Below are 21,855 nucleotides of genomic sequence, written 5' to 3' on the forward strand. Positions count from 1 at the left end.
GGGATTCTCCAATAAGGAAAAGTGACCATGACACTCCAACACACCGAAATTGCCGTTGTCGGCGGCGGTATGGTCGGCGGCGCGCTGGCGCTGGGGCTGGCGCAGCAGGGATTTGAGGTAACGGTTATTGAGCAGGCGGCTCCTGCTGAGTTTGACCCGACGGCAAAGCCGGATGTCCGCATTTCCGCCATCAGCGCGGCCTCTGTCGATCTGCTTCGCGGGCTGGGCGTCTGGGAGGCGGTGCTTGATATGCGGGCTCACCCTTACAGTCGCCTTGAAACCTGGGAATGGGAAAATGCCCACGTCGCGTTTGATGCCGCCGAGCTGAAGCTGCCGCATCTGGGCTATATGGTGGAAAACAACGTCCTCCAGCGGGCGCTCTGGCAGGCGCTGGAGGCGCATCCGAAGGTGACGCTGCGTGTTCCTGCGTCGCTGAAGGCGCTGCATTTTCACAATAGCGGCTACACGCTGACTCTCGACAGCGGCGATGAACTGGCCGTGAAGCTGGTCATTGGGGCTGACGGTGCTCACTCGCAGGTCAGACAGATGGCGGGCATCGGTGTTCATGCCTGGCAGTATGAGCAGTCCTGTATGCTGATCACCGTTCAGTGTGAAAATGCGCCGGGAGAGAGTACCTGGCAGCACTTTACCCCGAATGGTCCGCATGCCTTTTTACCGCTGTTCGATAACTGGGCATCGCTGGTGTGGTACGACAAACCGGCGCGCATTCGCCAGCTACAGGGACTTTCAATGGAGCAGTTGCAGCGTGAAATTCTGCAACACTTCCCGGCCCGTCTGGGACATATCACGCCGGTTGCCGCAGGGGCGTTTCCTCTTACACGTCGCCATGCGCTGCAGTATGCCCGTGAAGGGCTGGCGCTGGTGGGCGATGCGGCGCACACCATTCATCCTCTGGCGGGGCAGGGCGTGAACCTCGGGTATCGTGACGTTGACGCTTTACTGGATGTGCTGGGCAATGCACGCGCGCATGCGGAAGCCTGGTCAAGCCATCACGTACTCAAGCGCTACCAGACGCGACGTATGGCGGATAACTTCATCATGCAGTCTGGGATGGATCTGTTCTATGCCGGTTTCAGCAATGATCTGGCCCCGGTGCGTATTCTGCGAAACATTGGATTGATGGCGGCGGAACGCGCTGGCGGCTTGAAGCGTCAGGCGCTTAAATACGCTCTGGGACTCTAATCCTTTTACCCTCTCCCCGTGGGAGAGGGCCAGGGTGAGGGCATCAGGCCGCACAATTCTGTACAAAAACAAAAAAGCCCGCAGAGCGGGCTTGTTTGTTTTAAGTGGCTGGGGTGCAGGGATTCGAACCCCGGAATGCTGGTATCAGAAACCAGAGCCTTACCGCTTGGCGACACCCCAATTGCGTTAAACGTACTGCTTAACGACTTTTAAATTGGCTGGGGTACGAGGATTCGAACCTCGGAATGCCGGAATCAGAATCCGGTGCCTTACCGCTTGGCGATACCCCAACAATTTTTTATTACCGAAACAGATCGATAATCTTAATATGGTGGCTACGACGGGATTCGAACCTGTGACCCCATCATTATGAGTGATGTGCTCTAACCAACTGAGCTACGTAGCCAGTACTGCGTTCTTCGATGGCTGGGGTACCTGGATTCGAACCAGGGAATGCCGGTATCAAAAACCGGTGCCTTACCGCTTGGCGATACCCCAATACCGCGGAGAACCGCATGATCGAAGAAATATGGCTGGGGTACCTGGATTCGAACCAGGGAATGCCGGTATCAAAAACCGGTGCCTTACCGCTTGGCGATACCCCATCCGTGCAACGCTTACCTGGGAATGGTGCGGGAGGCGAGACTTGAACTCGCACACCTTGCGGCGCCAGAACCTAAATCTGGTGCGTCTACCAATTTCGCCACTCCCGCAAAAAAGATGGTGGCTACGACGGGATTCGAACCTGTGACCCCATCATTATGAGTGATGTGCTCTAACCAACTGAGCTACGTAGCCATCTTTTTTCGCGTTACCTTATCGGCGTTGCGGGGCGCATTATGCGTATAGACCCTTGCAGCGTCAACACCTTTTTCAACGAAAATGGCCGGAATGTGACTGTTTGGTTAGGTTGCGAACAGCGTGACCGAATATTCGGCAATTATTGGTTATTAATCGATTTTAGACGGTGAAATGTAAGGCAAATAAAAACAGGCCCCGCAGGGCCTGATGTTCAAATACGTGTTTATTTATAGGCAGACTGGTGAACGCCTACTGCACGTCCTGATGGATCGTTCATCGCTTTGAAAGATTCATCCCATTCAATGGCTTTCGCTGAAGAGCAGGCCACTGATGGACCGCCTGGCACACACTCAGCAGCACTCGGTACCGGGAACAGCTCTTCGAAGATCTCACGGTACAGATACGCTTCTTTAGAGCCTGGCGTGTTGTACGGGAAGCGGAAGCTTGCTGTTTCCAGTTGTTGGTCTGAAACCTGTTTCGCCGCCACCTCTTTCAGGGTGTCGATCCAGCTGTAGCCAACGCCATCCGAGAACTGCTCTTTCTGACGCCATGCCACGCTCGCCGGCAGGTAGGATTCAAAACATTCACGCAGGATATGTTTTTCCATTTTACCGTTGCCGCACATTTTGTCCTGCGGGTTAATGCGCATGGCCACGTCGAGGAATTTTTTATCCAGGAACGGAACGCGCGCTTCAACACCCCATGCGGACATCGCTTTGTTAGCACGTGCGCAGTCAAACATGTGCAGCGCCTGCAGTTTACGTACGGTCTCTTCATGCAGCTCTTTCGCGTTCGGCGCTTTATGGAAGTACAGGTAACCGCCAAACACTTCATCAGAACCTTCACCTGACAACACCATCTTGATGCCCATTGCTTTAATCTTACGGGACATCAGGTACATAGGGGTGGATGCACGAATGGTCGTCACATCATAGGTTTCAATGTGATAGATCACATCGCGGATCGCATCCAGTCCTTCCTGCACGGTGAAATGAATTTCATGGTGCACGGTGCCGAGGTGGTTCGCCACGTCCTGCGCGGCTTTCAGATCCGGTGCACCTTCCAGCCCTACGGCAAAGGAGTGCAGCTGCGGCCACCAGGCTTCTGAACGCTCCTGATCTTCAACACGACGCGCCGCAAATTTCTTGGTGATGGCTGAAATAACGGAGGAGTCCAGCCCGCCGGAGAGCAGCACACCGTAAGGCACGTCTGACATCAGGTGGCTTTTAACGGAATCTTCCAGCGCCTGACGCAGCTCGGCTTTGTCAGTCACGTTGTCTTTTACCGCATCATAGTCAAACCAGTCGCGCTGGTAGTACTGACGGATTTCACCATCTTTGCTCCACAGGTAACTACCTGCCGGGAACTCTTTAATGGTGCGGCATACCGGCACCAGCGCTTTCATTTCAGACGCAACATAGAAGTTGCCGTGTTCATCATGGCCCATATACAGCGGAATGATACCAATGTGGTCGCGGCCGATCAGATAAGCGTCTTTTTCGCTGTCGTACAGGGCGAATGCAAACATACCCTGCAGGTCGTCCAGGAACTCAGGGCCTTTCTCCTGATACAGCGCCAGAATAACTTCACAATCAGAGCCGGTCTGGAAGGCGTAGCGATCGCCATACTCGGCACGCAGCGCCTGATGGTTATAGATTTCACCGTTGACAGCCAGCGCGTGTGTTTTTTTCTCGTTATACAGCGGCTGTGCACCGGCGTTGACGTCAACAATCGACAGGCGTTCGTGCGCCAGAATTGCTTTGTCGCTGGCGTAGACGCCAGACCAGTCCGGGCCGCGATGGCGCATCAGGCGGGACAGTTCGAGTGCTTTTTTACGCAGTTCGCCCGCGTCAGTTTTAATATCCAGTACGCCAAAAATTGAACACATAACCTTCTCCGTTAACCCTGTTGCTTTGTAATGTTGCTTGCTTATGAAAATGCCGCAAAGGGGCAGGGTGCGCAAGGGGTGATAGAGAGGAAAAAGAAAATAATCAAAATTGATTGCGGAATGACAATTATTGAACAGCCCAATCACCTTATTATTGATGAATTGTCATTCTATGACGGATTTTTTTGTTGGATATCTAATTTTATATGATTCGTGTCGACCCGGTGCGCTGTTGCCACCGGGTCAGCGTGCGAGAATGATCAGAAGTGGTAGTAGAGACCGAGACGAATACGGTTTTCATCTCTGTTTTCGCTGGCCTTATCAAGCTGCGAGAGATCGATGTAAGGCGTAAAGTGGTCGTCGATTTTGTAACTCACCGACAGGGTATGCTCGTAGTTTTCTGTGCTGCCATTCCCGTAGCGGAAGTTGTCATCACGCTTATGATAAGTGAAGTTGTACTCCATCCAGATTTTGTCGGTAACGTTGATATCCGCCCACAGATTGACCTCCTGGTTGGAATCTTCAGTATAGCCACCATAATAGTTGTAGCTTTCGTAGTTGTTCTGGTTATAGCGATAACCGCCAATAAGCATGAAGTTATCCGTGACCTGCACACCCAGTTTTATGTAGGGGTCAAAAGCGCTGCCGTTGGATCCCCAGTTGAAGACGAAACCCGGCCAAAAGAACAGACGTGGAGCGAGCTGAATTTTGTAGTTCATCTCGGTTTCATTATACCGGTTGTTAAATTCATCCAATTCCTCTCCCTGACCAGAAGTATTTTGAATACTGAAATAGAGTAGGTCATCTACCTTCATGCCATATTCTATTTTAGTCTGGAATTGTTGACTTCCTGTCATATAGGCTTCACGGAAATTTACCCACGAGTCAGTGATTTCCATTGCGGGCGCATAAGCGCTAAATAAAGACAGGCTTAGCGCTGCATGATAATAATATTTTTTATTCATTAGGGTTCATCCATTATTGATTAGAATGTTTATCTCCGATACAACCCTATTCGGATATTTGTGACGGTTTTTTTAAGGCCATAATTTTTCGTGTTCGATCCCAGTAAGGGAATAAAGTGCTTTTTTGATCTGCGGATCGGTATTGTCTAAGTGACCTCCATTTTTAAGACGGGTAATCTCCTCTTTAACACGTTGATGGTTCTCTTTAGAAAGCTTAAAGCGAAAAGCAATTATCGTACTGACCAGCAATAACAGAATATTGCCAAAAAAGAACAGACCGGTAATACCATGAATGGTGGTGAGTGACTGGGTGCTGCTGGCCGGATCAAAATGAACAAACTGCAATACCGCGCCAATAAACATTCCTGCAAGCGCTGATGTACTTTTTCTGGCAAGTGTCATGACACCGGCAAAAAGACCTTCCCGACGTTGGCGAGTCACCAGTTCGTCGACATCAGGGATAAACGGATAAATATTCCAGATAATGTAGACGTACCCCCCTTTGAAAAACTGATAGAGCAGTGAGGTGGCATACATAATGGGGATAATGGATACCGGTCGCCAGAGAGAGAGGCCGCCAAAGATAAAAAACGACACCAGGCTGACAATAAGGCAGACTTTCAGGCACAGCGTTTGCCCGTAACGGATGACCGCCCAGGCCATCAGCGCATTGCTCCACCCTGTCAAAAAGATCCCGATGGCCAGCAGGTTTGAAGCAAGGATGGCATCACCGTTGAGAGAGTAAATAACAAAATAGATAAAAACCGTATAGAACAGATCTAAGGAAGTAAACGAGAAGATATACATGGTCAGGTGCTGACGGAAACAACGGATCCGCAGCGTTGATGCCATATCTAAGAAAATAGACTTCAGGTTAAAACGACTGGCAGACGCTACCGATTCGGAGGGGCCCTGTTTACGCTCCCAGGTTGTCGACCAGGTGATAAGGAGTGCAAACATAAAGATAATAGAAAATATCACCCCATTAATAAAAAAGACTTTACTGTCAGATGTACCGAAATGGGCGAATAACCGTCCGGGTAAAAAGGTTGCCAGCCAGGTACTGAAACCACCATAAAACAGTCGGATTGCGGAGAGGATACTGCGCTGCTTATAGTCGTCGGTCATTTCAGAAGCCAGCGTTTCCCAGGGGATAATCACCAGCGCGGCGATAATCTCGACGGCAATATAAACGAACAGATAATAGATCCAGGGCATACCCGGTATCCAGAGTAGAGAAAAGACATACACCAGCGCAGCGCCAGCCAGCAAAAACAGGCGTCGACGGCCAAAGCGTTTCCCTAATCGGGTATTGCCAATGTTATCGGTGATATAGCCCACGCAAGGGCTAATAAACGTGTCGATAATTTTGGCGATAAAGAGAATGGATCCCCCTTCAATCGGGGTTAAACCGGCAAAGTTAGTAAAAAAATACATCATCCATGCGGCTATAATGGCAAATGCTCCGCTGGAAAAGAGATCTGTCATTCCATAACCGATATACGTTCTCAATTTTATTGCAACAGGGGTGTCCATAAACTTTCTCCAGAAAGTACGGTGTTAATCCTCAGTACACTTTTCTGCTAATCTGCGCTGAACAGAAAATAGCGGCCCTTCTACGGGTAAATCGTGCGGTTGCGGCAATCCTTGATTCTGGATTTACGATAAAAATAGGTGTTGATCTGGTCTCGCCAGTCCCGGGCATTCACCAACTGTTTTTGTAAACGCAGAAGCACTTCCTCGAAAATATCGTCATCAATTCTTTGTTTCAGTGTTTGCCATTGCTGCAGGTACTCTTCGACCTGGCTGGCACCGTTAAAATGGCTGTCATATATATGCTGAATAAGCGTTTTCCCGGAGGGGAGAACATGGCGATACTGTAGAGAGTGGAAAAAAAGCAGGAGCTCCTGCGGGCAGCGATGCGGGTTGTTATACATTTGACAATTCAACGGATGATACTGCTTAACGAAACCGGTACCCCTGCCATGGGTTCTGTCGACGCCAAGGCGATAACGATCGGCATAATGGTAGGTGCCCCAACAGCTGTACTCGTATCCATCAATGGCAGGACCGTAGTGATGATGGGGCTGCACCATCCAGCCGATCCCCAGTGGCGCGGTATAATTTTCGTACGTTTGCCAGCTGCTCAGGAGCATCTGACTGACTGTTTTCACCACCAGAGGGTCGGAAGAGAGGGTCAACTGGCACCACTCCTCCGCAAGGGTGCGTTCGTCTGTCTGCGGATCCCACAGCAGCCGGCCATAGCCATACAGATTGGCCTGAGCAAGTGGATGCCCGGTCCAGCAGGGGCTGTCCCCAGTATTCACAACGGCGGTGACGCCTGTGTGCCGCATGTTATGGTGTGATTTTCCAGCGAGAATGTCGCTAATCAGCGCGTGATGTTCGCCTGGTCGGGTGTCGAAGTTAAGAATGGTTTTCCACTGTGGTACCAGCCAGCATAAGTCGATCTGCTGCCCCGTATATTCCTGAGTGATCTGCAATTCCATGACTTTATTGGTGTTGACCATTCCCCCAAGAAGCGGGGAGACGGGCTCGCGAACCTGAAAATCCATCGGTCCGCTTTTGATCTGCAAAATGACGTTATCATCAAAGTGACCATCCAGCGGTGAGAAGTGTTCCCAGGCCGCTTTTGCTCGATCTGTGGTGCGGTCGTACCATTTTTGCTGGCAGTTATACACAAAGCACCGCCAGTAAACGACGCCCCCTACCGGAGCCAGGGTTCTGGCCAGCATGTTTGCACCGTCGGCGTGGGTGCGTTGATAGGTAAAAGGGCCTGGTCGGTGTTCAGAATCGGCCTTGACGATGTAACCCCCGAAATCGGGAATATGGCTATAAATGCGTCTGGCCGCGGCTTGCCACCAGTCGATAACGGTATTATCAAGCGGGTCGGCAGTGTCGAGTGCCCCCGATTCGACGGGAGCCGCAAAGTTAATGCTCAAAAAGAGCCGGATGGCGTATTGACGGAAAATGGTGGCAATCTGTGAAACTGCAGGAAGGTGTGACTCCTCGATCAAGGCGGTTTCATGGTGATGGACGTTGACATTATTTATTGCGATGGCATTAATGCCGACGCTGGCTAACAGTCGCGCGTACTGGTACAGACGTTCGGCGTCGTAGCTGATCTGATTGTTGCAGAAAAATAATGAGTTCCCGGCATACCCACGTTCAATGGTACCGTCCATATTGTCCCAGTGATTAATCATTCGAATGGTGAATGCGGGCTGCTCATTAATAATAAGAGGTAATCCGGCGGGGGATTCATTATGTCTGAGTAGATGAAACCAGGCGTACAATAACCCCGACCAGTCATTTGCGGTAATTGATATTGTATTTTCAGCCACAACAATAGAAAATTGCTCGCTATTCTGCGATGGCGTTGTTGAGAGCCTGAAGATAATTGTGGCGCTTTCGGCTTCGTCAACGAATATTACATTAGCATTCAAAGCCTGAATTTCTGCACAAAGGGTAGCCTTTACTGGATTCATCTGCTCTGCCAGATGAACGGACTGAAGATAGCGAATAAGCCAGATGTCGCCTGAGGGGGAGGGAAGCCAGCATGGGCTGTAAGGTGTCGTTTTCTTATTACAGGGTTGCGTTGTCATAAGATTATTTCCATCTACCATACAAGTATCTCTAGGGTAGGGTCGATGAAAAATAAATCTATTATAAAAAATGCCATTCGAATTACGAGAATTCCTTTTCTCATAACCGATCACATTTTTACAGAATAGACAGAAAATTCGATGAGAATAATGTTATGGCTCAGAGAGGAGGCAATTAATAAATGATCAATTACCTTGGTTAGCTGAGAAAGAAAATGGATGCCCCGGTAAAGAGCATCCACAGAGTGATGACTTCAATCAGATGATGTCAATTTCGTCGACGGAGGGGTAGATCCAGCTCGGCCGGAACGGCATCGAATCAATGTCATCAAGTTGAGAGACACCGGAGAGCACCAGAATGGTCTCCAGACCCGCCTGGAAACCGGCCAGAATATCGGTGCGCAGGTTATCACCGACAATCACCGTCTCTTCAGAGTGGGCCTGCATCGTGTTCAGCGCGGCACGAATGATCCACGGGCTCGGTTTACCGACCACAAACGGTTTACGACCGGAGATTTTTTCGATACCGGCGCACAGTGCGCCGCAGGCCGGATAGAAACCGCGGCCGTGCGTATCCGGGTTGGTGGCGATAAAGCGCGCGCCGCTGGCGACAAAGTAGGCGGCCTTATGCATCATCTCCCAGTTAAACGAGCGCGTTTCGCCGACGATCACAAAGTCCGGGTTCACATCGGTAATGGTAAAGCCTGCTTTATACAGCTCGTGGATCAGCGCACCTTCACCGACCACGTAGGCTTTTTTCCCTTCCTGACGCTTCAAAAAATCTGCCGTCGCCATTGCGGAGGTATAAAACACGCTGTCCGGTACGTTGATGCCCGCAGTGGCAAAACGGTTCGCCAGATCCTGACCGGTTTGGGAAGGGTAGTTCGTGAGAAGAACCAGCGGCATTCCTTTGTCGATGATGCGGTGTAGAAACTCCGCAGCACCTGGCACGGCGACGTTGTCGTGCATCAGCACGCCGTCAATATCACAAATTACATTCTTAATGGTCATGAACAATCCGACATCAAAAAAAGAAGGCGTTACTATAAGTCCCGATTAGCTTTCCAGCAAATGCTGCAACAGGATCCCGTTGAGCATGGCGCGTTTGACCAGCGCAAACGCGCCAATCGCAGAGCGGTGATCCAGCGTCGAACGCACGACCGGTAAATTCTGACGAAACGCTTTCAACGCCTGGGTGTTAATGCAGCCTTCAATCGCGGGCAGTAACACTTTTTCCGCCTCGACGATTTCACCTGCAATCACCACTTTTTGCGGATTAAAAAGGTTGATGGCAATGGCAATGGTTTTGCCGAGGTGGCGCCCGACCTGTTCGATCACTTCGCAGGCCAGCGCATCGCCTTTATTGGCGGCTTTGCAGATGGTACCGATTTTACAATCATCCAGCGTCACGCGGCTCTGGTAGCCTTGTTCCAGCAGATGACGGACGCGATGCTCAATGGCCGCGTTGGCGGCAACCGTTTCAAGACAGCCAAAATTACCGCAGTGGCAGCGCTCGCCAAGCGGTTCCACCTGGATATGACCAATCTCGCCCACGTTGCCGTTACGGCCAATAAAGATACGTCCGTTGGAGATAATGCCCGCCCCGGTACCGCGGTGCACACGCACCAGAATAGAGTCTTCACAGTCCTGACTCGCACCAAAGTAGTGCTCGGCCAGCGCCAGCGAGCGGATGTCGTGACCCACAAAGCAGGTCACCTTAAAACGCTTTTCCAGCGCCTCCACCAGCGCCCAGTTCTCGACCGGGATATGTGGCATATAACGAATGACACCGCTTTCCGGATCAACCAGCCCGGGCAGGATCACCGAAATGGCGATGAGCTCGCGGATCTTGCGCTGACAGCTTTCGATAAAGTGCGCGATGGTATTGAGCAGCGCGTGCTCCAGTGTCTCCTGGGTGCGCTCCGGAAGAGGGTAGTGCTCTTCGGCAATGGCTTTACTGCTCAGATCGTAAAGCGTCAGGGTGGTGTCATGGCGACCAAGACGAACGCCAATGGCCTGAAAATTGCGGGTTTCGGTGATGATGGAAATTGCGCGGCGGCCTCCGGTGGAGGCCTGCTGATCGACTTCTTTGATCAGGCCGCGCTCAATAAGCTGACGTGTAATTTTTGTCACGCTGGCGGGAGCAAGCTGGCTTTGTTCGGCTATCTGAATACGTGAGATTGGCCCGTGTTGGTCAATCAGGCGATATACCGCCGCGCTGTTAAGCTGTTTAACGAGATCGACATTACCGATTTGAGCTTGTCCGCCTGGTGTCATACTTTTACTTACTCAGTGACGACCTCGTTACCATTAACGATGGTCTTAATAATTTTATAATCGTGTGTGAATGCCGTCAGGTTTGCAACCATGCCTGGTGCAATTCTGCCGAGCTGTTTATCCACGCCGATGGCACGCGCAGGATAAAGGGTTGCCATGCGCAGCACTTCTTCAAGCGCAATGCCGCAATGCTCGACCAGGTTACGCACGCCTTCAATCATGGTCAGGGAGGAGCCGCTCAACGTACCGTTTTCATCCACACACAGTCCGTTGCGGTAGTATATTGTTTTACCGGCAAAAATGAACTGCTCAATATTTGCACCTGCCGGTGCGGTGGCATCCGTCACCAGGCAAAGCTTGTCACCTTTCAGCCGCTTGGCGTTGCGAATGTTGGTGTAATCGACGTGTAAACCGTCCGCGATGATGCCGCAGTAAACGTCTGGCTCATCCAGAATCGCCCCGACCAGCCCCGGTTCACGACCCGTGATATACGGCATGGCGTTATACAGGTGTGTCGCAAAGGTAATACCCGCACGGAAACCGGCTTTTGCCTCTTTCAGCGTGGCGTTTGAATGGCCCGCTGACACGACAATCCCGGCGGCGGCCAGTTTGCTGATCACGTCAGTACCGGTCATTTCAGGTGCCAGCGTCACTTTGGTGATCACATCCGCATTGGCACACATATAGTCAACCAGTTCGGCATCAGGCTTACGCACATAATCCGGATTATGCGTGCCTTTCTTGACTATATTCAGCCATGGCCCTTCAAGGTGCAGACCCAGAGCCTGATTTGGGTGTTTCGCCAGGTATTCACGCATAACGCGGATACCCTGTTTCATCAGCTCATCGCTGCTGGTGATGAGGGTTGGCAGATAGCTGGTGCAGCCCGATTTCTCGTTCGTTTTCTGCATGATTTCCAGCGTTTCGACGGTGACGGCGTCTGCGGTGTCGTTAAACTGCACACCGCCGCAGCCGTTCAGCTGTACGTCGATAAAACCGGGGGAGATTACTGCTCCATTGAGTGAGCGCTGTTCAATCTCCGGCGGCAGCTCTGCCAGCGGACAAACACGTTCAATCAGGCCATTGGCGATAACAATCGCATGGTCATCCAGAATTTCATGGCCGGTATAAATCCGACCGTGGGTTAAAGCGTACATAACGACCCCCGGTTAAAAAAAGCGGCCGCCTCTTCATGAAGAGGCGGTTATTCAATTACAGACCTTTGATGTTCTCAGCTTCTAACTCGTTGAAGTATTTCAGCGTCTTCACCTTCAGTTCCATCGTGGACGGTTCGTCACAGACGATGACGGATTTTGGATGCAGCTGCAGGCAGCTGATGGTCCACATGTGGTTTACGTTGCCTTCAACGGCAGCCTGGAGCGCCTGCGCTTTCACGCTGCCCAGGACCAGAATCATCACTTCTTCGGCATCCAGCAGCGTGCCGACACCGACGGTCAGGGCATATTTAGGAACCTGGTTCACATCGCCATCAAAGAAGCGGGAGTTTGCCACGCGCGTGTCATGGGTCAGCGTTTTAATACGGGTACGGGACGCCAGTGACGACGCGGGTTCGTTAAACGCGATATGACCATCGTTACCCACACCGCCCATAAACAGGTGGATTTTACCGTAAGAACGGATTTTTTCTTCATACTGACGGCATTCTGCGTCAATATCAGGCGCGTTTCCATTCAGCAGGTTAATGTTTTCAGCTGGAATATCAACGTGATCAAAGAAATTACGGTGCATGAAGCTATGGTAGCTTTCCGGGTGATCCTTCGGTAAGCCGACATATTCATCCATGTTGAAGGTGACAACGTGTTTGAAGCTAACCTGGCCTGCTTTGTGCATCTCTACCAGTGCTTTATATGCGGTCAGCGGTGTGCCGCCGGTAGGGAGGCCAAGTACGAAAGGACGATCGGCGGTTGGTTTGAAGGCGTTGATACGGTTAACGATATGGCGAGCGGCCCATTTACCGACTTGTTCAGCAGTTGCCAGGGGAATCAGTCTCATTGTTCACCTCAAGAGTTTAAGTAGAAGAGTGGGCGGATGGGTATCGGGACCTGATACTTAAGCGTAACCTGGAACCTTTCAGGCCGGATCAATCCGTCTTGATTTTTCGAATGATAAAATAAGTTTTCGATGTTAGCCAGTGAAAGGGAGGGTGATAAACGATATTTGGTGACAAAAATCACAAAAAGTACGCTTTTAATTTGCGATACGAATTAATTTTTCACACACTCACAATGCCAGTGAATCATCAACTGTATTTCTAGTTCGTGACACAATAAAAAACATAGTTAATGCACGAGCCTTAACAAGGGTCTCGTAGGGGGAATAGGATGAATATTTTAGGTTTTTTCCAGCGCCTCGGTAGGGCTTTGCAGCTCCCTATCGCCGTGCTACCGGTTGCAGCACTGCTGTTGCGATTCGGGCAACCCGATCTTCTTAACGTGCCGTTTATCGCGCAAGCGGGTGGTGCGATATTTGACAACCTGGCGCTGATTTTCGCCATCGGCGTGGCGTCCAGCTGGTCTAAAGACAGCGCGGGTGCCGCGGCGCTGGCAGGGGCAGTCGGTTATTTCATCCTGACCAAAGCGATGGTAACCATCAACCCTGAAATCAACATGGGTGTTCTGGCGGGTATTATTACCGGTCTGGTCGGCGGTGCAGTGTACAACCGTTGGGCGGGTATCAAACTGCCAGATTTCCTGAGCTTCTTTGGCGGAAAACGCTTTGTCCCGATTGCGACAGGCTTTTTCTGTCTGATTCTGGCCGCTATCTTTGGTTATGTCTGGCCGCCGGTACAGCATGCCATTCATGCAGGCGGTGAGTGGATCGTGTCTGCGGGCGCAATGGGTGCAGGTATCTTCGGTTTCATCAACCGTCTGCTGATCCCAACCGGCCTGCATCAGGTTCTGAACACCATCGCATGGTTCCAGATTGGTGAGTTCACCAACGCGGCAGGTACCGTATTCCACGGTGATATCAACCGCTTCTACGCGGGTGACGGCACCGCGGGCATGTTCATGTCCGGTTTCTTCCCAATCATGATGTTTGGTCTGCCGGGCGCTGCACTGGCAATGTATCTGGCCGCGCCAAAAGCGCGTCGCCCAATGGTTGGCGGCATGCTGCTCTCCGTTGCGGTAACGGCGTTCCTGACCGGTGTTACTGAGCCACTGGAATTCCTGTTCATGTTCCTGGCCCCGCTGCTGTACCTCATGCACGCGGTGCTTACCGGTATCAGCCTGTTTGTGGCCACTCTGCTGGGCATTCACGCGGGCTTCTCCTTCTCTGCCGGTGCGATCGACTACGTGTTGATGTACAACCTGCCGGCAGCCAGCAAAAACGTCTGGATGCTGGTTGTGATGGGCCTGGTGTTCTTCGTTGTCTACTTTCTCCTGTTCAGCGCGGTTATTCGTATGTTTAACCTTAAAACGCCGGGCCGCGAAGATACAAAAGATGACGTCGTAACCAGTGAAGCAAACAGCAATACCGAAGAAGGGTTGACCCAGCTGGCAACCAGCTATATCGCCGCGGTAGGCGGTACCGACAACCTGAAAGCCATTGATGCCTGTATTACCCGTCTGCGTCTGACCGTTGGCGACTCTGCGCGCGTAAGCGATGCCATGTGCAAACGCCTGGGCGCGTCTGGTGTGGTGAAACTGAACAAACAAACCATCCAGGTTATTGTGGGTGCGAAAGCCGAATCTATCGGCGATGAAATGAAAAAAGTGGTTGCCCGTGGACCGGTTGCTGCTGCCTCAACGGATAGCGCGCCTGTGGCTGATGCTCCGGTTGCTAAACCGCAGGCTGTACCAAACGCCGCTACTATCGCCGCGCTGGTTTCACCGGTTACGGGTGAGGTGGTCGCGCTTGAGCAGGTACCTGACGAAGCGTTTGCCAGCAAAGCGGTCGGTGACGGTGTTGCGGTGAAACCAACGGAGAAAACCGTTGTGTCTCCTGCGGCGGGCACCATCGTGAAAATCTTTAACACCAACCACGCGTTCTGCCTCGAAACCGAAAAAGGCGCGGAGATCGTGGTTCATATGGGTATTGATACCGTTGCGCTGAACGGCCAGGGCTTTACTCGCCTGGTGGAAGAGGGCGCAGAAGTGGTTGCAGGCCAGCCGATTCTGGAAATGGATCTGGACTTCCTGAACGCCAATGCCCGTTCGATGATAAGCCCGGTGGTATGCAGCAACATCGACGACTTCAGCGGCCTGGTGCTTCAGGCGAAAGGTCAGGTGGTTGCGGGGCAAACGCCACTGTATGAGATTAAAGGCAAGTAATCGCTCCTGAGTAGAGTCATGCCTTAAGCGGCGGGGGAGATCCTCCGCCGCTTTTTTTTGCAGCAAATGCCCCCATTATTTTCTTCCGGGACGTTTTAAGGGTTGTCACTACGTCCGGCTTATAAGATCATATGCCGTTATACGTTGTTTACGCTTTGAGGAATCCACGATGAGTGAGGCAGAAGCCCGCCCGAGTAACTTTATTCGTCAGATCATCGATGAAGATCTGGCCAGTGGTAAGCACACCACGGTGCATACGCGTTTCCCGCCGGAGCCAAATGGCTACCTGCACATTGGTCACGCCAAATCGATCTGCCTGAACTTTGGTATCGCACAGGATTACCAGGGGCAGTGCAACCTGCGTTTCGATGACACCAACCCAGTAAAAGAAGACATCGAATACGTTGAGTCCATTAAGAACGACGTGCAATGGCTGGGCTTCAACTGGTCTGGCGATATCTGCTACTCCTCTGACTATTTCGATCAGCTGTATGCCTATGCCGTTGAGCTGATCAATAAAGGTCTGGCCTATGTTGACGAGCTCTCTGCGGATGAAATCCGTGAATACCGCGGCACGCTGACGGCACCGGGTAAAAACAGCCCGTTCCGCGATCGCAGCGTGGAAGAGAACCTGGCGCTGTTTGAAAAAATGCGTGCTGGTGGCTTCGAGGAAGGTAAAGCGTGCCTGCGTGCCAAAATCGATATGGCATCACCGTTTATCGTGATGCGCGACCCGGTGCTGTACCGCATTAAATTCGCTGAACATCACCAGACCGGTAACAAGTGGTGCATCTACCCGATGTACGACTTCACCCACTGCATCAGCGATGCGCTGGAAGGCATCACCCACTCGCTGTGTACGCTGGAATTCCAGGACAACCGTCGTCTGTACGACTGGGTGCTGGATAACATCACGATTCCGGTGCATCCGCGTCAGTACGAGTTCTCTCGTCTGAATCTGGAATACACCGTGATGTCCAAGCGTAAGCTGAACCTGCTGGTGACCGATAAGCACGTTGAAGGCTGGGACGACCCACGTATGCCGACCATCTCTGGTCTACGCCGTCGTGGCTACACCGCGGCGTCAATCCGTGAGTTCTGCAAACGCATTGGCGTGACCAAGCAGGATAACACCATTGAGATGGCGTCTCTGGAATCCTGCATTCGTGAAGATCTGAACGAAAACGCGCCGCGCGCGATGGCCGTTATCGACCCGGTAAAACTGGTTATCGAAAACTATCCGCAGGGTGCGAGCGAAATGGTCTCGATGCCTAACCATCCGAACAAACCGGAGATGGGCAGCCGTGACGTACCGTTCAGTGGTGAAATCTGGATCGATCGTGCTGACTTCCGCGAAGAAGCGAACAAACAGTACAAGCGACTGGTGCTCGGTAAAGAGGTGCGTCTGCGTAACGCCTATGTGATCAAGGCTGAGCGCGTAGAGAAAGATGCTGAAGGCAACATCACCACGATCTTCTGCACTTACGATGCCGAGACTCTGAGCAAAGATCCAGCGGACGGTCGTAAGGTGAAAGGCGTGATCCACTGGGTCAGTGCATCACACGCGCTGCCGGTAGAGATTCGTCTGTACGATCGTCTGTTCAGCGTGCCTAACCCAGGCGCAGCAGAAGACTTCCTGGCGACCATCAACCCGGAATCGCTGGTCATCAAACAGGGTTACGCTGAGCCATCCCTGAAAGCGGCTGAGGCGGGTAAAGCGTTCCAGTTTGAACGTGAAGGTTACTTCTGCCTGGACAGCCGTCACAGCACCGCTGAAAAACCGGTATTTAACCGTACGGTTGGTCTGCGTGATACCTGGACGAAGATCGGCGAATAATAACGCCGCGCTGGTCAATGAGAAACAAACGCCGCGTAATGCGGCGTTTTTTTATAGAGTGATCATGCTTTTAAAGCGGTAGCCAAATAGCGTTTATTAAAATAACAGGTCAATGTGGTGCTACTTATTTTTTTTAAAAAAAGTTTATCCCCTTCCAATTGTCTGATGCACCGTAAAAAGAATATCATTTAACGCGTTACTTATTGAAAATCGGCCTTTTCCCCCGCCAGTTCTGGCATCCCGTTAAATGTTACAAAGCACTACCAATTATGTGCTCTTCGTCATAATCCTGAGTTTTAGCCACCGAAAAGCATTGATAATTCGCGTCGCGAAAAATAACCTAAAGACGGTAGTTATTCGAGGGTATTTCCGACTACCCCTGACCATCAGGTCTTTTATATTTTTCGCCGTTTTAGGCGTTTTAATTCGTCAAAGAGGAATAATCTATGCGTACGTTCAGTGGCAAACGTAGTGCGCTGGCGCTGGCTATTGCCGGTGTGACAGCAATGTCAGGCCTGGTGGTGACGCCAGACGCTAAAGCAGCAGGCTTCATCGATGATTCAACCCTCACGGGCGGTATTTATTACTGGCAGCGTGAACGTGACCGTAAAGATGTCACGGAAGATAAATATAAAACGAACCTTTCTCACTCTACCTGGAACGCCAATCTGGATTTCCAGTCTGGTTACGCTGCCGATATGTTCGGCCTGGATATTGCCGCCTTCACGGCAATTGAAATGGCGGAAAATGGTGACAGCGGCCACCCGAACGAAATAGCCTTCTCCTCCAGTAATAAAGCGTATAAAGAAGACTGGTCCGGAGATAAAAGCGGTATCAGCCTGTATAAAGCTGCCGCGAAATTTAAATACGGCCCGGTATGGGCGCGCGGTGGTTATATTCAGCCAACCGGTCAAACCCTGTTAGCACCGCACTGGAGCTTTATGCCAGGTACCTATCAGGGGGCAGAAGCGGGCGCCAATTTTGATTACGGTGACGCAGGTGCGTTGAGCTTCTCGTATATGTGGACCAACGAGTATAAAGCGCCGTGGCATATCGAAATGGACAAGTTCTACCAGAACGATAAAAAGACCAAAGTAGATTATCTTCACTCGCTGGGCGCGAAGTACGACTTTAAAAATGATTTAGTGCTTGAAGCGGCATTTGGTCAGGCGGAAGGTTATATCGATCAGTATTTTGCTAAGGCCAGTTATAAATTTGACATCGCGGGTAGCCCGCTGAGTACCAGCTACCAGTTCTACGGTACGCGAGATAAAGTCAGTGATGGTGGCGTGAATGATATTTATGACGGCACGGCGTGGTTGCAGGCGCTGACCTTCGGCTACAAAGTCGGTCAGGTAGATTTGCGTCTTGAAGGAACGTGGGTAAAAGCGGAAGGGCAGCAGGGCTACTTCCTGCAGCGTATGACCCCAACCTATGCCTCTTCAAACGGTCGTCTGGATATCTGGTGGGATAACCGTTCCGACTTCAACGCCGATGGCGAAAAAGCAGTCTTCTTCGGCGCAATGTATGATCTGAAAAACTGGAACCTGCCAGGCTGGGCGGTGGGGGCATCTTACGCCTACGCATGGGATGCGAAGCCTGCTGATATGGCAACGCCAGACGCATACTACGATCCAAACTATCGTCTCAAAGAATCCGCTTACAGCCTGGATGCGATCTACACCCTGCAGGATGGTCGCGCCAAAGGGACCATGTTCAAACTGCACTTTACACAATACGACAACCACTCCGATATCCCGAGCTACGCGGGCGGTTACGGCAACATCTTCCAGGATGAACGCGACGTGAAATTCATGGTTATCGCACCGTTCACCATCTTCTGATGACTCGTCCGGCGGGGTAATTCCCGCCGGACCGGAGACTACATATGAAAAAGATTGTAATCGTCGCGTTGCTGGCATCGGGACTGGTGGCTTGTGCGCAGAATCAGGCCTCGAAAGAGGACTCCCGTCTGAAAGAAGCCTACAGCGCGTGTATCAATACGGCGGAAGGTTCGCCGGAGAAGATCGAAGCCTGTCAGAGCGTGCTGAATGTGCTGAAAAAAGAGAAAGCGCATGAACAGTTCGCAACCCAGGAGAATATTCGTGTAATGGATTATCAGGCCTGTATCCAGGCGCGTAAAACCGGTAACGATCAGGAAGTCGCGAAGCGTTGCGATCAGATCTGGAAAGAGATTCGCAGCAACAACAGCCTTTAACCCGCTGTTATCATGCCCGGTAGCGCTGCGCTGCCGGGCTTTTTTTTTGCCAGACAGCAGGCAAAAAAAAGCCAACCTTGCGGCTGGCTCAGAGTATGAAACGTGTTTATTTCGCGTCGTGCGCGTGATCGTCTTCGCGGCAATCGCCTTCAGCGCAATGACCATACAGGTACAGGCTGTGGTTCGTCAGGCGGATACCGTGACGTGCGGCGATTTCACGCTGGCGAGATTCAATGGAATCATCGCTGAATTCAATGACCTTGCCGCAATCCAGGCAGATCAGGTGATCGTGGTGATGCTGTTGAGTCAGTTCGAATACAGATTTACCGCCTTCGAAATTATGACGAGTGACAATGCCCGCGTCATCAAACTGGTTCAGCACACGATAGACGGTTGCCAGCCCAATCTCTTCGCCCATGTCGATAAGACGCTTATAAAGGTCTTCCGCACTGACATGGTGATTGTCTGGACCCTGAAGCACTTCAAGGATTTTTAACCGAGGAAGCGTAACTTTCAGGCCAGCCTTCTTTAATGCGGTATTGTTGTCAGTCATGCGGAATCTGTCCTGTTGCTAAACGATTCACTTCTGTAGGAAGTGACAGAAATTGCACCCGGGATAATGCGTCTCATTATAGAACTGCCATGGCTAAATGAAAACTGCAAGTCTCAGGTAAAGTATGCTTATAAAAACGTGGTATCACCAACAAACTTGCATTGTGAAAGCCACGTTTTATCAGGGGGTCATTGTACAGGTCTGGGCGAAAAAGTTAAAAGATTGTAGCAATTAATTTAATCGGTTTGACCTGGTTTATGGGCGCAACCACCGTTGCGCCGCAAGAATCATCAGGCGTTGAGAATATCGTCCAGGTGCAGCTCTTCACGGATCTGCTTAACCCATTTTTCAACGCGCTCGGCGGTCAGTTCTGGCTGACGGTCTTCGTCAATCGCCAGACCCACGAAGTGATCGTCGTCTGCCAGACCTTTAGACGCTTCGAAGTGGTAACCAGCAGTAGGCCAGTGACCTACAATAACGGCACCGTTTGGCTCAATAATGTCGCGGATGGTGCCCAGCGCATCACAGAAGTACTCTGCATAGTCTTCCTGGTCGCCGCAGCCAAACAGGGCAACCAGCTTGCCGTTGAAATCCACCTCTTCCAGCGTTGGGAAGAAATCATCCCAGTCACACTGGGCTTCACCGTAATACCAGGTCGGAATACCCAGCAGCAGGATGTCATAGCCTTCGAGATCTTCTTTGCTGCTCTTGGCGATGTCGTGCACATCGGCAACGTCTTTACCGAGCTGTTTTTGAATGTTTTTTGCGATATTTTCGGTATTGCCGGTATCACTGCCGAAGAAAATGCCGATAATTGCCATGAGTAAAATAACCTCTTGATACTTAATGGTATGGTGGCGCAATTTGTCCACGGATAAAGGCAATAATAGCAGAACAGGCAACCCTGCGGAAACAGCTATCGCGCAGGACTGCACTCTGTGCTACATGAAAAGGGTAATAAAGGGATTTTTCGGACTTATGCCTTACTGCGCATGGTCTCGAGTTGGGTGAGTAACATCTCTTCGATCAGCTCGCTGCGGCTGATATTACGTGCGTCAGCCAGTTCGTTTAGCGCATCGACAGCGTCGGCGTTGAGCTTCAGTTCGACACGCTTAAGCCCACGATTTTTATCGCGTTTAAGCTGGTTGCGTTTATTAATACGCAGCTGTTCGTCGCGCGAAAGCGGATTCGTTTTTGGTCGTCCCGGTCGACGCTCATTCGCGAACAGATCTAGTGTCGTACGGTCCGTTTGTTCTTTGGCCATGATTCTGAGACTTCGGGGGAAACACGCCGCCCTGCTAATGCCTGGGCGATAAGCGCGCCATCATACATCACCAAAAACGGCACGCCAACGACTGGAAGCCCGCAGCCTTCCAGTCGCTCTCTTTTTAATCAATTTGCCGTATCAGTCAGATAGCGGCGAATGGCGCGTAAGACGGCGTCTGGTTTTTCCGCATGAACCCAATGTCCGGCGCCAGCTATGACATGAGCGCGTGCCTGCGGGAATTGCGCCAGCAGGGTATCGCGACAGGCGTCGGTAACGTAGGGCGAATTGCCGCCACGAATGAAGAGGGTAGGGTGCGGCCATGCCGGAACGGTTTCCCAACCAACGATGTTATCGTACTGCTCCCACAGCACCGGCACGTTGAACCGCCACTGGCCGTCAACGAACGATTTCAGCAGAAACTGGATAACCCCTTCTTCATCCAGATGCTCACGCATAACGACAGCTGCCTGTTGGCGCGTCGAGACGCCAGCGTTGGTCACCGCGTTGATGGCGGCGAAAATCTCATCATGGCGACGCACGTGGTAATCCACCGGGGCGACATCTATGACCACCAGGCCACTTATTCTTTCTGGTGCCAGAGCCGTCAGTGCCATGACCGCTTTGCCGCCCATTGAATGCCCGATCAACGTCACTTTCTCGAGATTGTTGGCATCCAGCGTATCCAGCAGATCCTGCGCCATGGCCGCATAGGTCATCTCTTCTGAACGCCCGGAAAGGCCATGATTTCGCATATCCACCTGCAAAATATCGTGATCGGTAACCAGATCGCGCGCCAGCACGCCCAGGTTATCCAGGCTGCCAAACAGCCCGTGAACCAGTACGATGGGAGGATTCGTGTTCGGCGATTGTGCAGATTGCGCTCGGGTATTCAATTTCATGGCAAAGTTCTTTTTTTAGGTGTGACAGGTTA

Annotated in this window: 17 protein-coding genes and 7 tRNA genes; 5 read left to right on the top strand and 19 right to left on the bottom strand. The window is 51.5% G+C overall.

The window, feature by feature from the left end:
- Positions 1-27: 27 nt before the first annotated feature.
- Positions 28-1,203, top strand: a complete 1,176-nt coding sequence (gene ubiF, locus ACQG2G_RS06035; RefSeq protein ID WP_040020616.1) for a 3-demethoxyubiquinol 3-hydroxylase — start codon at positions 28-30, stop codon at positions 1,201-1,203.
- Positions 1,204-1,308: 105 nt separating this feature from the next.
- Here the strand turns inward: ubiF and ACQG2G_RS06040 are convergent.
- The 15 genes from ACQG2G_RS06040 to nagB form a co-directional block, all read right to left on the bottom strand.
- Positions 1,309-1,383: transfer RNA gene (locus tag ACQG2G_RS06040), tRNA-Gln, on the bottom strand.
- Positions 1,384-1,418: 35 nt separating this feature from the next.
- Positions 1,419-1,493: transfer RNA gene (locus ACQG2G_RS06045), tRNA-Gln, on the bottom strand.
- A 39-nt stretch (positions 1,494-1,532) separates the two neighbouring features.
- Positions 1,533-1,609 (bottom strand) — tRNA-Met (locus ACQG2G_RS06050).
- Positions 1,610-1,626: 17 nt separating this feature from the next.
- Positions 1,627-1,701: transfer RNA gene (locus ACQG2G_RS06055), tRNA-Gln, on the bottom strand.
- A 32-nt stretch (positions 1,702-1,733) separates the two neighbouring features.
- Positions 1,734-1,808 (bottom strand) — tRNA-Gln (locus ACQG2G_RS06060).
- A 23-nt stretch (positions 1,809-1,831) separates the two neighbouring features.
- A tRNA-Leu gene (locus ACQG2G_RS06065) sits at positions 1,832-1,916 on the bottom strand.
- 8 nt (positions 1,917-1,924) lie between these two features.
- Positions 1,925-2,001 (bottom strand) — tRNA-Met (locus tag ACQG2G_RS06070).
- A gap of 226 nt (positions 2,002-2,227) precedes the next feature.
- A complete protein-coding gene (gene asnB, locus ACQG2G_RS06075; RefSeq protein WP_348595933.1) occupies positions 2,228-3,892 on the bottom strand; it encodes an asparagine synthase B in 1,665 nt (554 codons plus the stop codon).
- A 260-nt stretch (positions 3,893-4,152) separates the two neighbouring features.
- The gene (locus ACQG2G_RS06080; protein ID WP_071830033.1) at positions 4,153-4,857 is read right to left on the bottom strand and encodes an oligogalacturonate-specific porin KdgM family protein; all 705 of its coding nucleotides are present in this window, start codon (positions 4,855-4,857) and stop codon (positions 4,153-4,155) included.
- A 72-nt stretch (positions 4,858-4,929) separates the two neighbouring features.
- On the bottom strand, positions 4,930-6,345 hold the full coding sequence (locus ACQG2G_RS06085) for an MFS transporter (protein WP_248078720.1): 1,416 nt from the start codon (positions 6,343-6,345) through the stop codon (positions 4,930-4,932).
- Positions 6,346-6,473: 128 nt separating this feature from the next.
- Entirely contained in the window at positions 6,474-8,480 is a 2,007-nt protein-coding gene (locus tag ACQG2G_RS06090) for an alpha-glucuronidase (RefSeq protein ID WP_248078722.1), read from the bottom strand.
- A 258-nt stretch (positions 8,481-8,738) separates the two neighbouring features.
- Entirely contained in the window at positions 8,739-9,491 is a 753-nt protein-coding gene (gene nagD, locus ACQG2G_RS06095; protein ID WP_013097571.1) for a ribonucleotide monophosphatase NagD, read from the bottom strand.
- Positions 9,492-9,536: 45 nt separating this feature from the next.
- Positions 9,537-10,757 carry a DNA-binding transcriptional regulator NagC gene (gene nagC, locus ACQG2G_RS06100; protein ID WP_061771999.1) on the bottom strand — a complete coding sequence of 407 codons (1,221 nt, stop codon included), beginning with the start codon at positions 10,755-10,757 and terminating at the stop codon, positions 9,537-9,539.
- An 8-nt stretch (positions 10,758-10,765) separates the two neighbouring features.
- Positions 10,766-11,914: an N-acetylglucosamine-6-phosphate deacetylase gene (gene nagA / locus ACQG2G_RS06105; RefSeq protein WP_348595932.1), complete on the bottom strand. Its 1,149-nt coding sequence runs from the start codon at positions 11,912-11,914 to the stop codon at positions 10,766-10,768.
- Positions 11,915-11,969: 55 nt separating this feature from the next.
- Complete coding sequence (nagB, locus tag ACQG2G_RS06110; protein ID WP_013097568.1) at positions 11,970-12,770, bottom strand: glucosamine-6-phosphate deaminase; 801 nt, start codon at positions 12,768-12,770, stop codon at positions 11,970-11,972.
- Positions 12,771-13,099: 329 nt separating this feature from the next.
- Here nagB and nagE point away from each other — a divergent pair, with 329 nt between their 5' ends.
- The 4 genes from nagE (at position 13,100) to chiQ (ending at position 19,104) form a co-directional block, all read left to right on the top strand.
- Positions 13,100-15,049: a PTS N-acetyl glucosamine transporter subunit IIABC gene (nagE, locus tag ACQG2G_RS06115; protein WP_020684946.1), complete on the top strand. Its 1,950-nt coding sequence runs from the start codon at positions 13,100-13,102 to the stop codon at positions 15,047-15,049.
- Positions 15,050-15,218: 169 nt separating this feature from the next.
- Positions 15,219-16,886: a glutamine--tRNA ligase gene (gene glnS, locus ACQG2G_RS06120; RefSeq protein WP_013097566.1), complete on the top strand. Its 1,668-nt coding sequence runs from the start codon at positions 15,219-15,221 to the stop codon at positions 16,884-16,886.
- A 446-nt stretch (positions 16,887-17,332) separates the two neighbouring features.
- Positions 17,333-18,730, top strand: a complete 1,398-nt coding sequence (chiP, locus tag ACQG2G_RS06125; protein WP_038418907.1) for a chitoporin ChiP — start codon at positions 17,333-17,335, stop codon at positions 18,728-18,730.
- A 44-nt stretch (positions 18,731-18,774) separates the two neighbouring features.
- Positions 18,775-19,104 carry a ChiQ/YbfN family lipoprotein gene (gene chiQ / locus ACQG2G_RS06130; protein WP_335251230.1) on the top strand — a complete coding sequence of 110 codons (330 nt, stop codon included), beginning with the start codon at positions 18,775-18,777 and terminating at the stop codon, positions 19,102-19,104.
- A 106-nt stretch (positions 19,105-19,210) separates the two neighbouring features.
- Here chiQ and fur read toward each other — a convergent pair whose 3' ends face one another.
- The 4 genes from fur to ybfF form a co-directional block, all read right to left on the bottom strand.
- Positions 19,211-19,657: a ferric iron uptake transcriptional regulator gene (gene fur, locus ACQG2G_RS06135; protein ID WP_010428651.1), complete on the bottom strand. Its 447-nt coding sequence runs from the start codon at positions 19,655-19,657 to the stop codon at positions 19,211-19,213.
- Between the two features lie 290 nt (positions 19,658-19,947).
- Positions 19,948-20,478, bottom strand: coding sequence for a flavodoxin FldA (gene fldA / locus ACQG2G_RS06140; protein WP_008501067.1), 531 nt, complete (start codon positions 20,476-20,478; stop codon positions 19,948-19,950).
- A 155-nt stretch (positions 20,479-20,633) separates the two neighbouring features.
- Positions 20,634-20,921 carry a LexA regulated protein gene (gene ybfE, locus ACQG2G_RS06145; protein WP_013097563.1) on the bottom strand — a complete coding sequence of 96 codons (288 nt, stop codon included), beginning with the start codon at positions 20,919-20,921 and terminating at the stop codon, positions 20,634-20,636.
- A gap of 128 nt (positions 20,922-21,049) precedes the next feature.
- A complete protein-coding gene (ybfF, locus tag ACQG2G_RS06150) occupies positions 21,050-21,823 on the bottom strand; it encodes an esterase (protein ID WP_023621115.1) in 774 nt (257 codons plus the stop codon).
- Positions 21,824-21,855: the final 32 nt, after the last annotated feature.

The organism is Enterobacter cloacae complex sp. 382A5 (assembly GCF_050031095.1).
GTDB classification, from domain to species: domain Bacteria; phylum Pseudomonadota; class Gammaproteobacteria; order Enterobacterales; family Enterobacteriaceae; genus Enterobacter; species Enterobacter cloacae.

Excerpts from the sequence above, each read along its gene's own strand:
- nagD (WP_013097571.1), bottom strand. The coding sequence starts at position 9,491 with ATGACCATTAAGAATGTAATTTGTGATATTGACGGCGTGCTGATGCAC.
- fldA (WP_008501067.1), bottom strand. The coding sequence starts at position 20,478 with ATGGCAATTATCGGCATTTTCTTCGGCAGTGATACCGGCAATACCGAA.
- nagA (WP_348595932.1), bottom strand. The coding sequence starts at position 11,914 with ATGTACGCTTTAACCCACGGTCGGATTTATACCGGCCATGAAATTCTG.
- ACQG2G_RS06085 (WP_248078720.1), bottom strand. The coding sequence starts at position 6,345 with ATGACAGATCTCTTTTCCAGCGGAGCATTTGCCATTATAGCCGCATGG.
- glnS (WP_013097566.1), top strand. The coding sequence starts at position 15,219 with ATGAGTGAGGCAGAAGCCCGCCCGAGTAACTTTATTCGTCAGATCATC.
- nagB (WP_013097568.1), bottom strand. The coding sequence starts at position 12,770 with ATGAGACTGATTCCCCTGGCAACTGCTGAACAAGTCGGTAAATGGGCC.
- nagC (WP_061771999.1), bottom strand. The coding sequence starts at position 10,757 with ATGACACCAGGCGGACAAGCTCAAATCGGTAATGTCGATCTCGTTAAA.
- asnB (WP_348595933.1), bottom strand. The coding sequence starts at position 3,892 with ATGTGTTCAATTTTTGGCGTACTGGATATTAAAACTGACGCGGGCGAA.
- chiQ (WP_335251230.1), top strand. The coding sequence starts at position 18,775 with ATGAAAAAGATTGTAATCGTCGCGTTGCTGGCATCGGGACTGGTGGCT.
- fur (WP_010428651.1), bottom strand. The coding sequence starts at position 19,657 with ATGACTGACAACAATACCGCATTAAAGAAGGCTGGCCTGAAAGTTACG.
- ubiF (WP_040020616.1), top strand. The coding sequence starts at position 28 with ATGACACTCCAACACACCGAAATTGCCGTTGTCGGCGGCGGTATGGTC.
- ACQG2G_RS06080 (WP_071830033.1), bottom strand. The coding sequence starts at position 4,857 with ATGAATAAAAAATATTATTATCATGCAGCGCTAAGCCTGTCTTTATTT.
- ybfE (WP_013097563.1), bottom strand. The coding sequence starts at position 20,921 with ATGGCCAAAGAACAAACGGACCGTACGACACTAGATCTGTTCGCGAAT.
- ybfF (WP_023621115.1), bottom strand. The coding sequence starts at position 21,823 with ATGAAATTGAATACCCGAGCGCAATCTGCACAATCGCCGAACACGAAT.
- ACQG2G_RS06090 (WP_248078722.1), bottom strand. The coding sequence starts at position 8,480 with ATGACAACGCAACCCTGTAATAAGAAAACGACACCTTACAGCCCATGC.
- chiP (WP_038418907.1), top strand. The coding sequence starts at position 17,333 with ATGCGTACGTTCAGTGGCAAACGTAGTGCGCTGGCGCTGGCTATTGCC.
- nagE (WP_020684946.1), top strand. The coding sequence starts at position 13,100 with ATGAATATTTTAGGTTTTTTCCAGCGCCTCGGTAGGGCTTTGCAGCTC.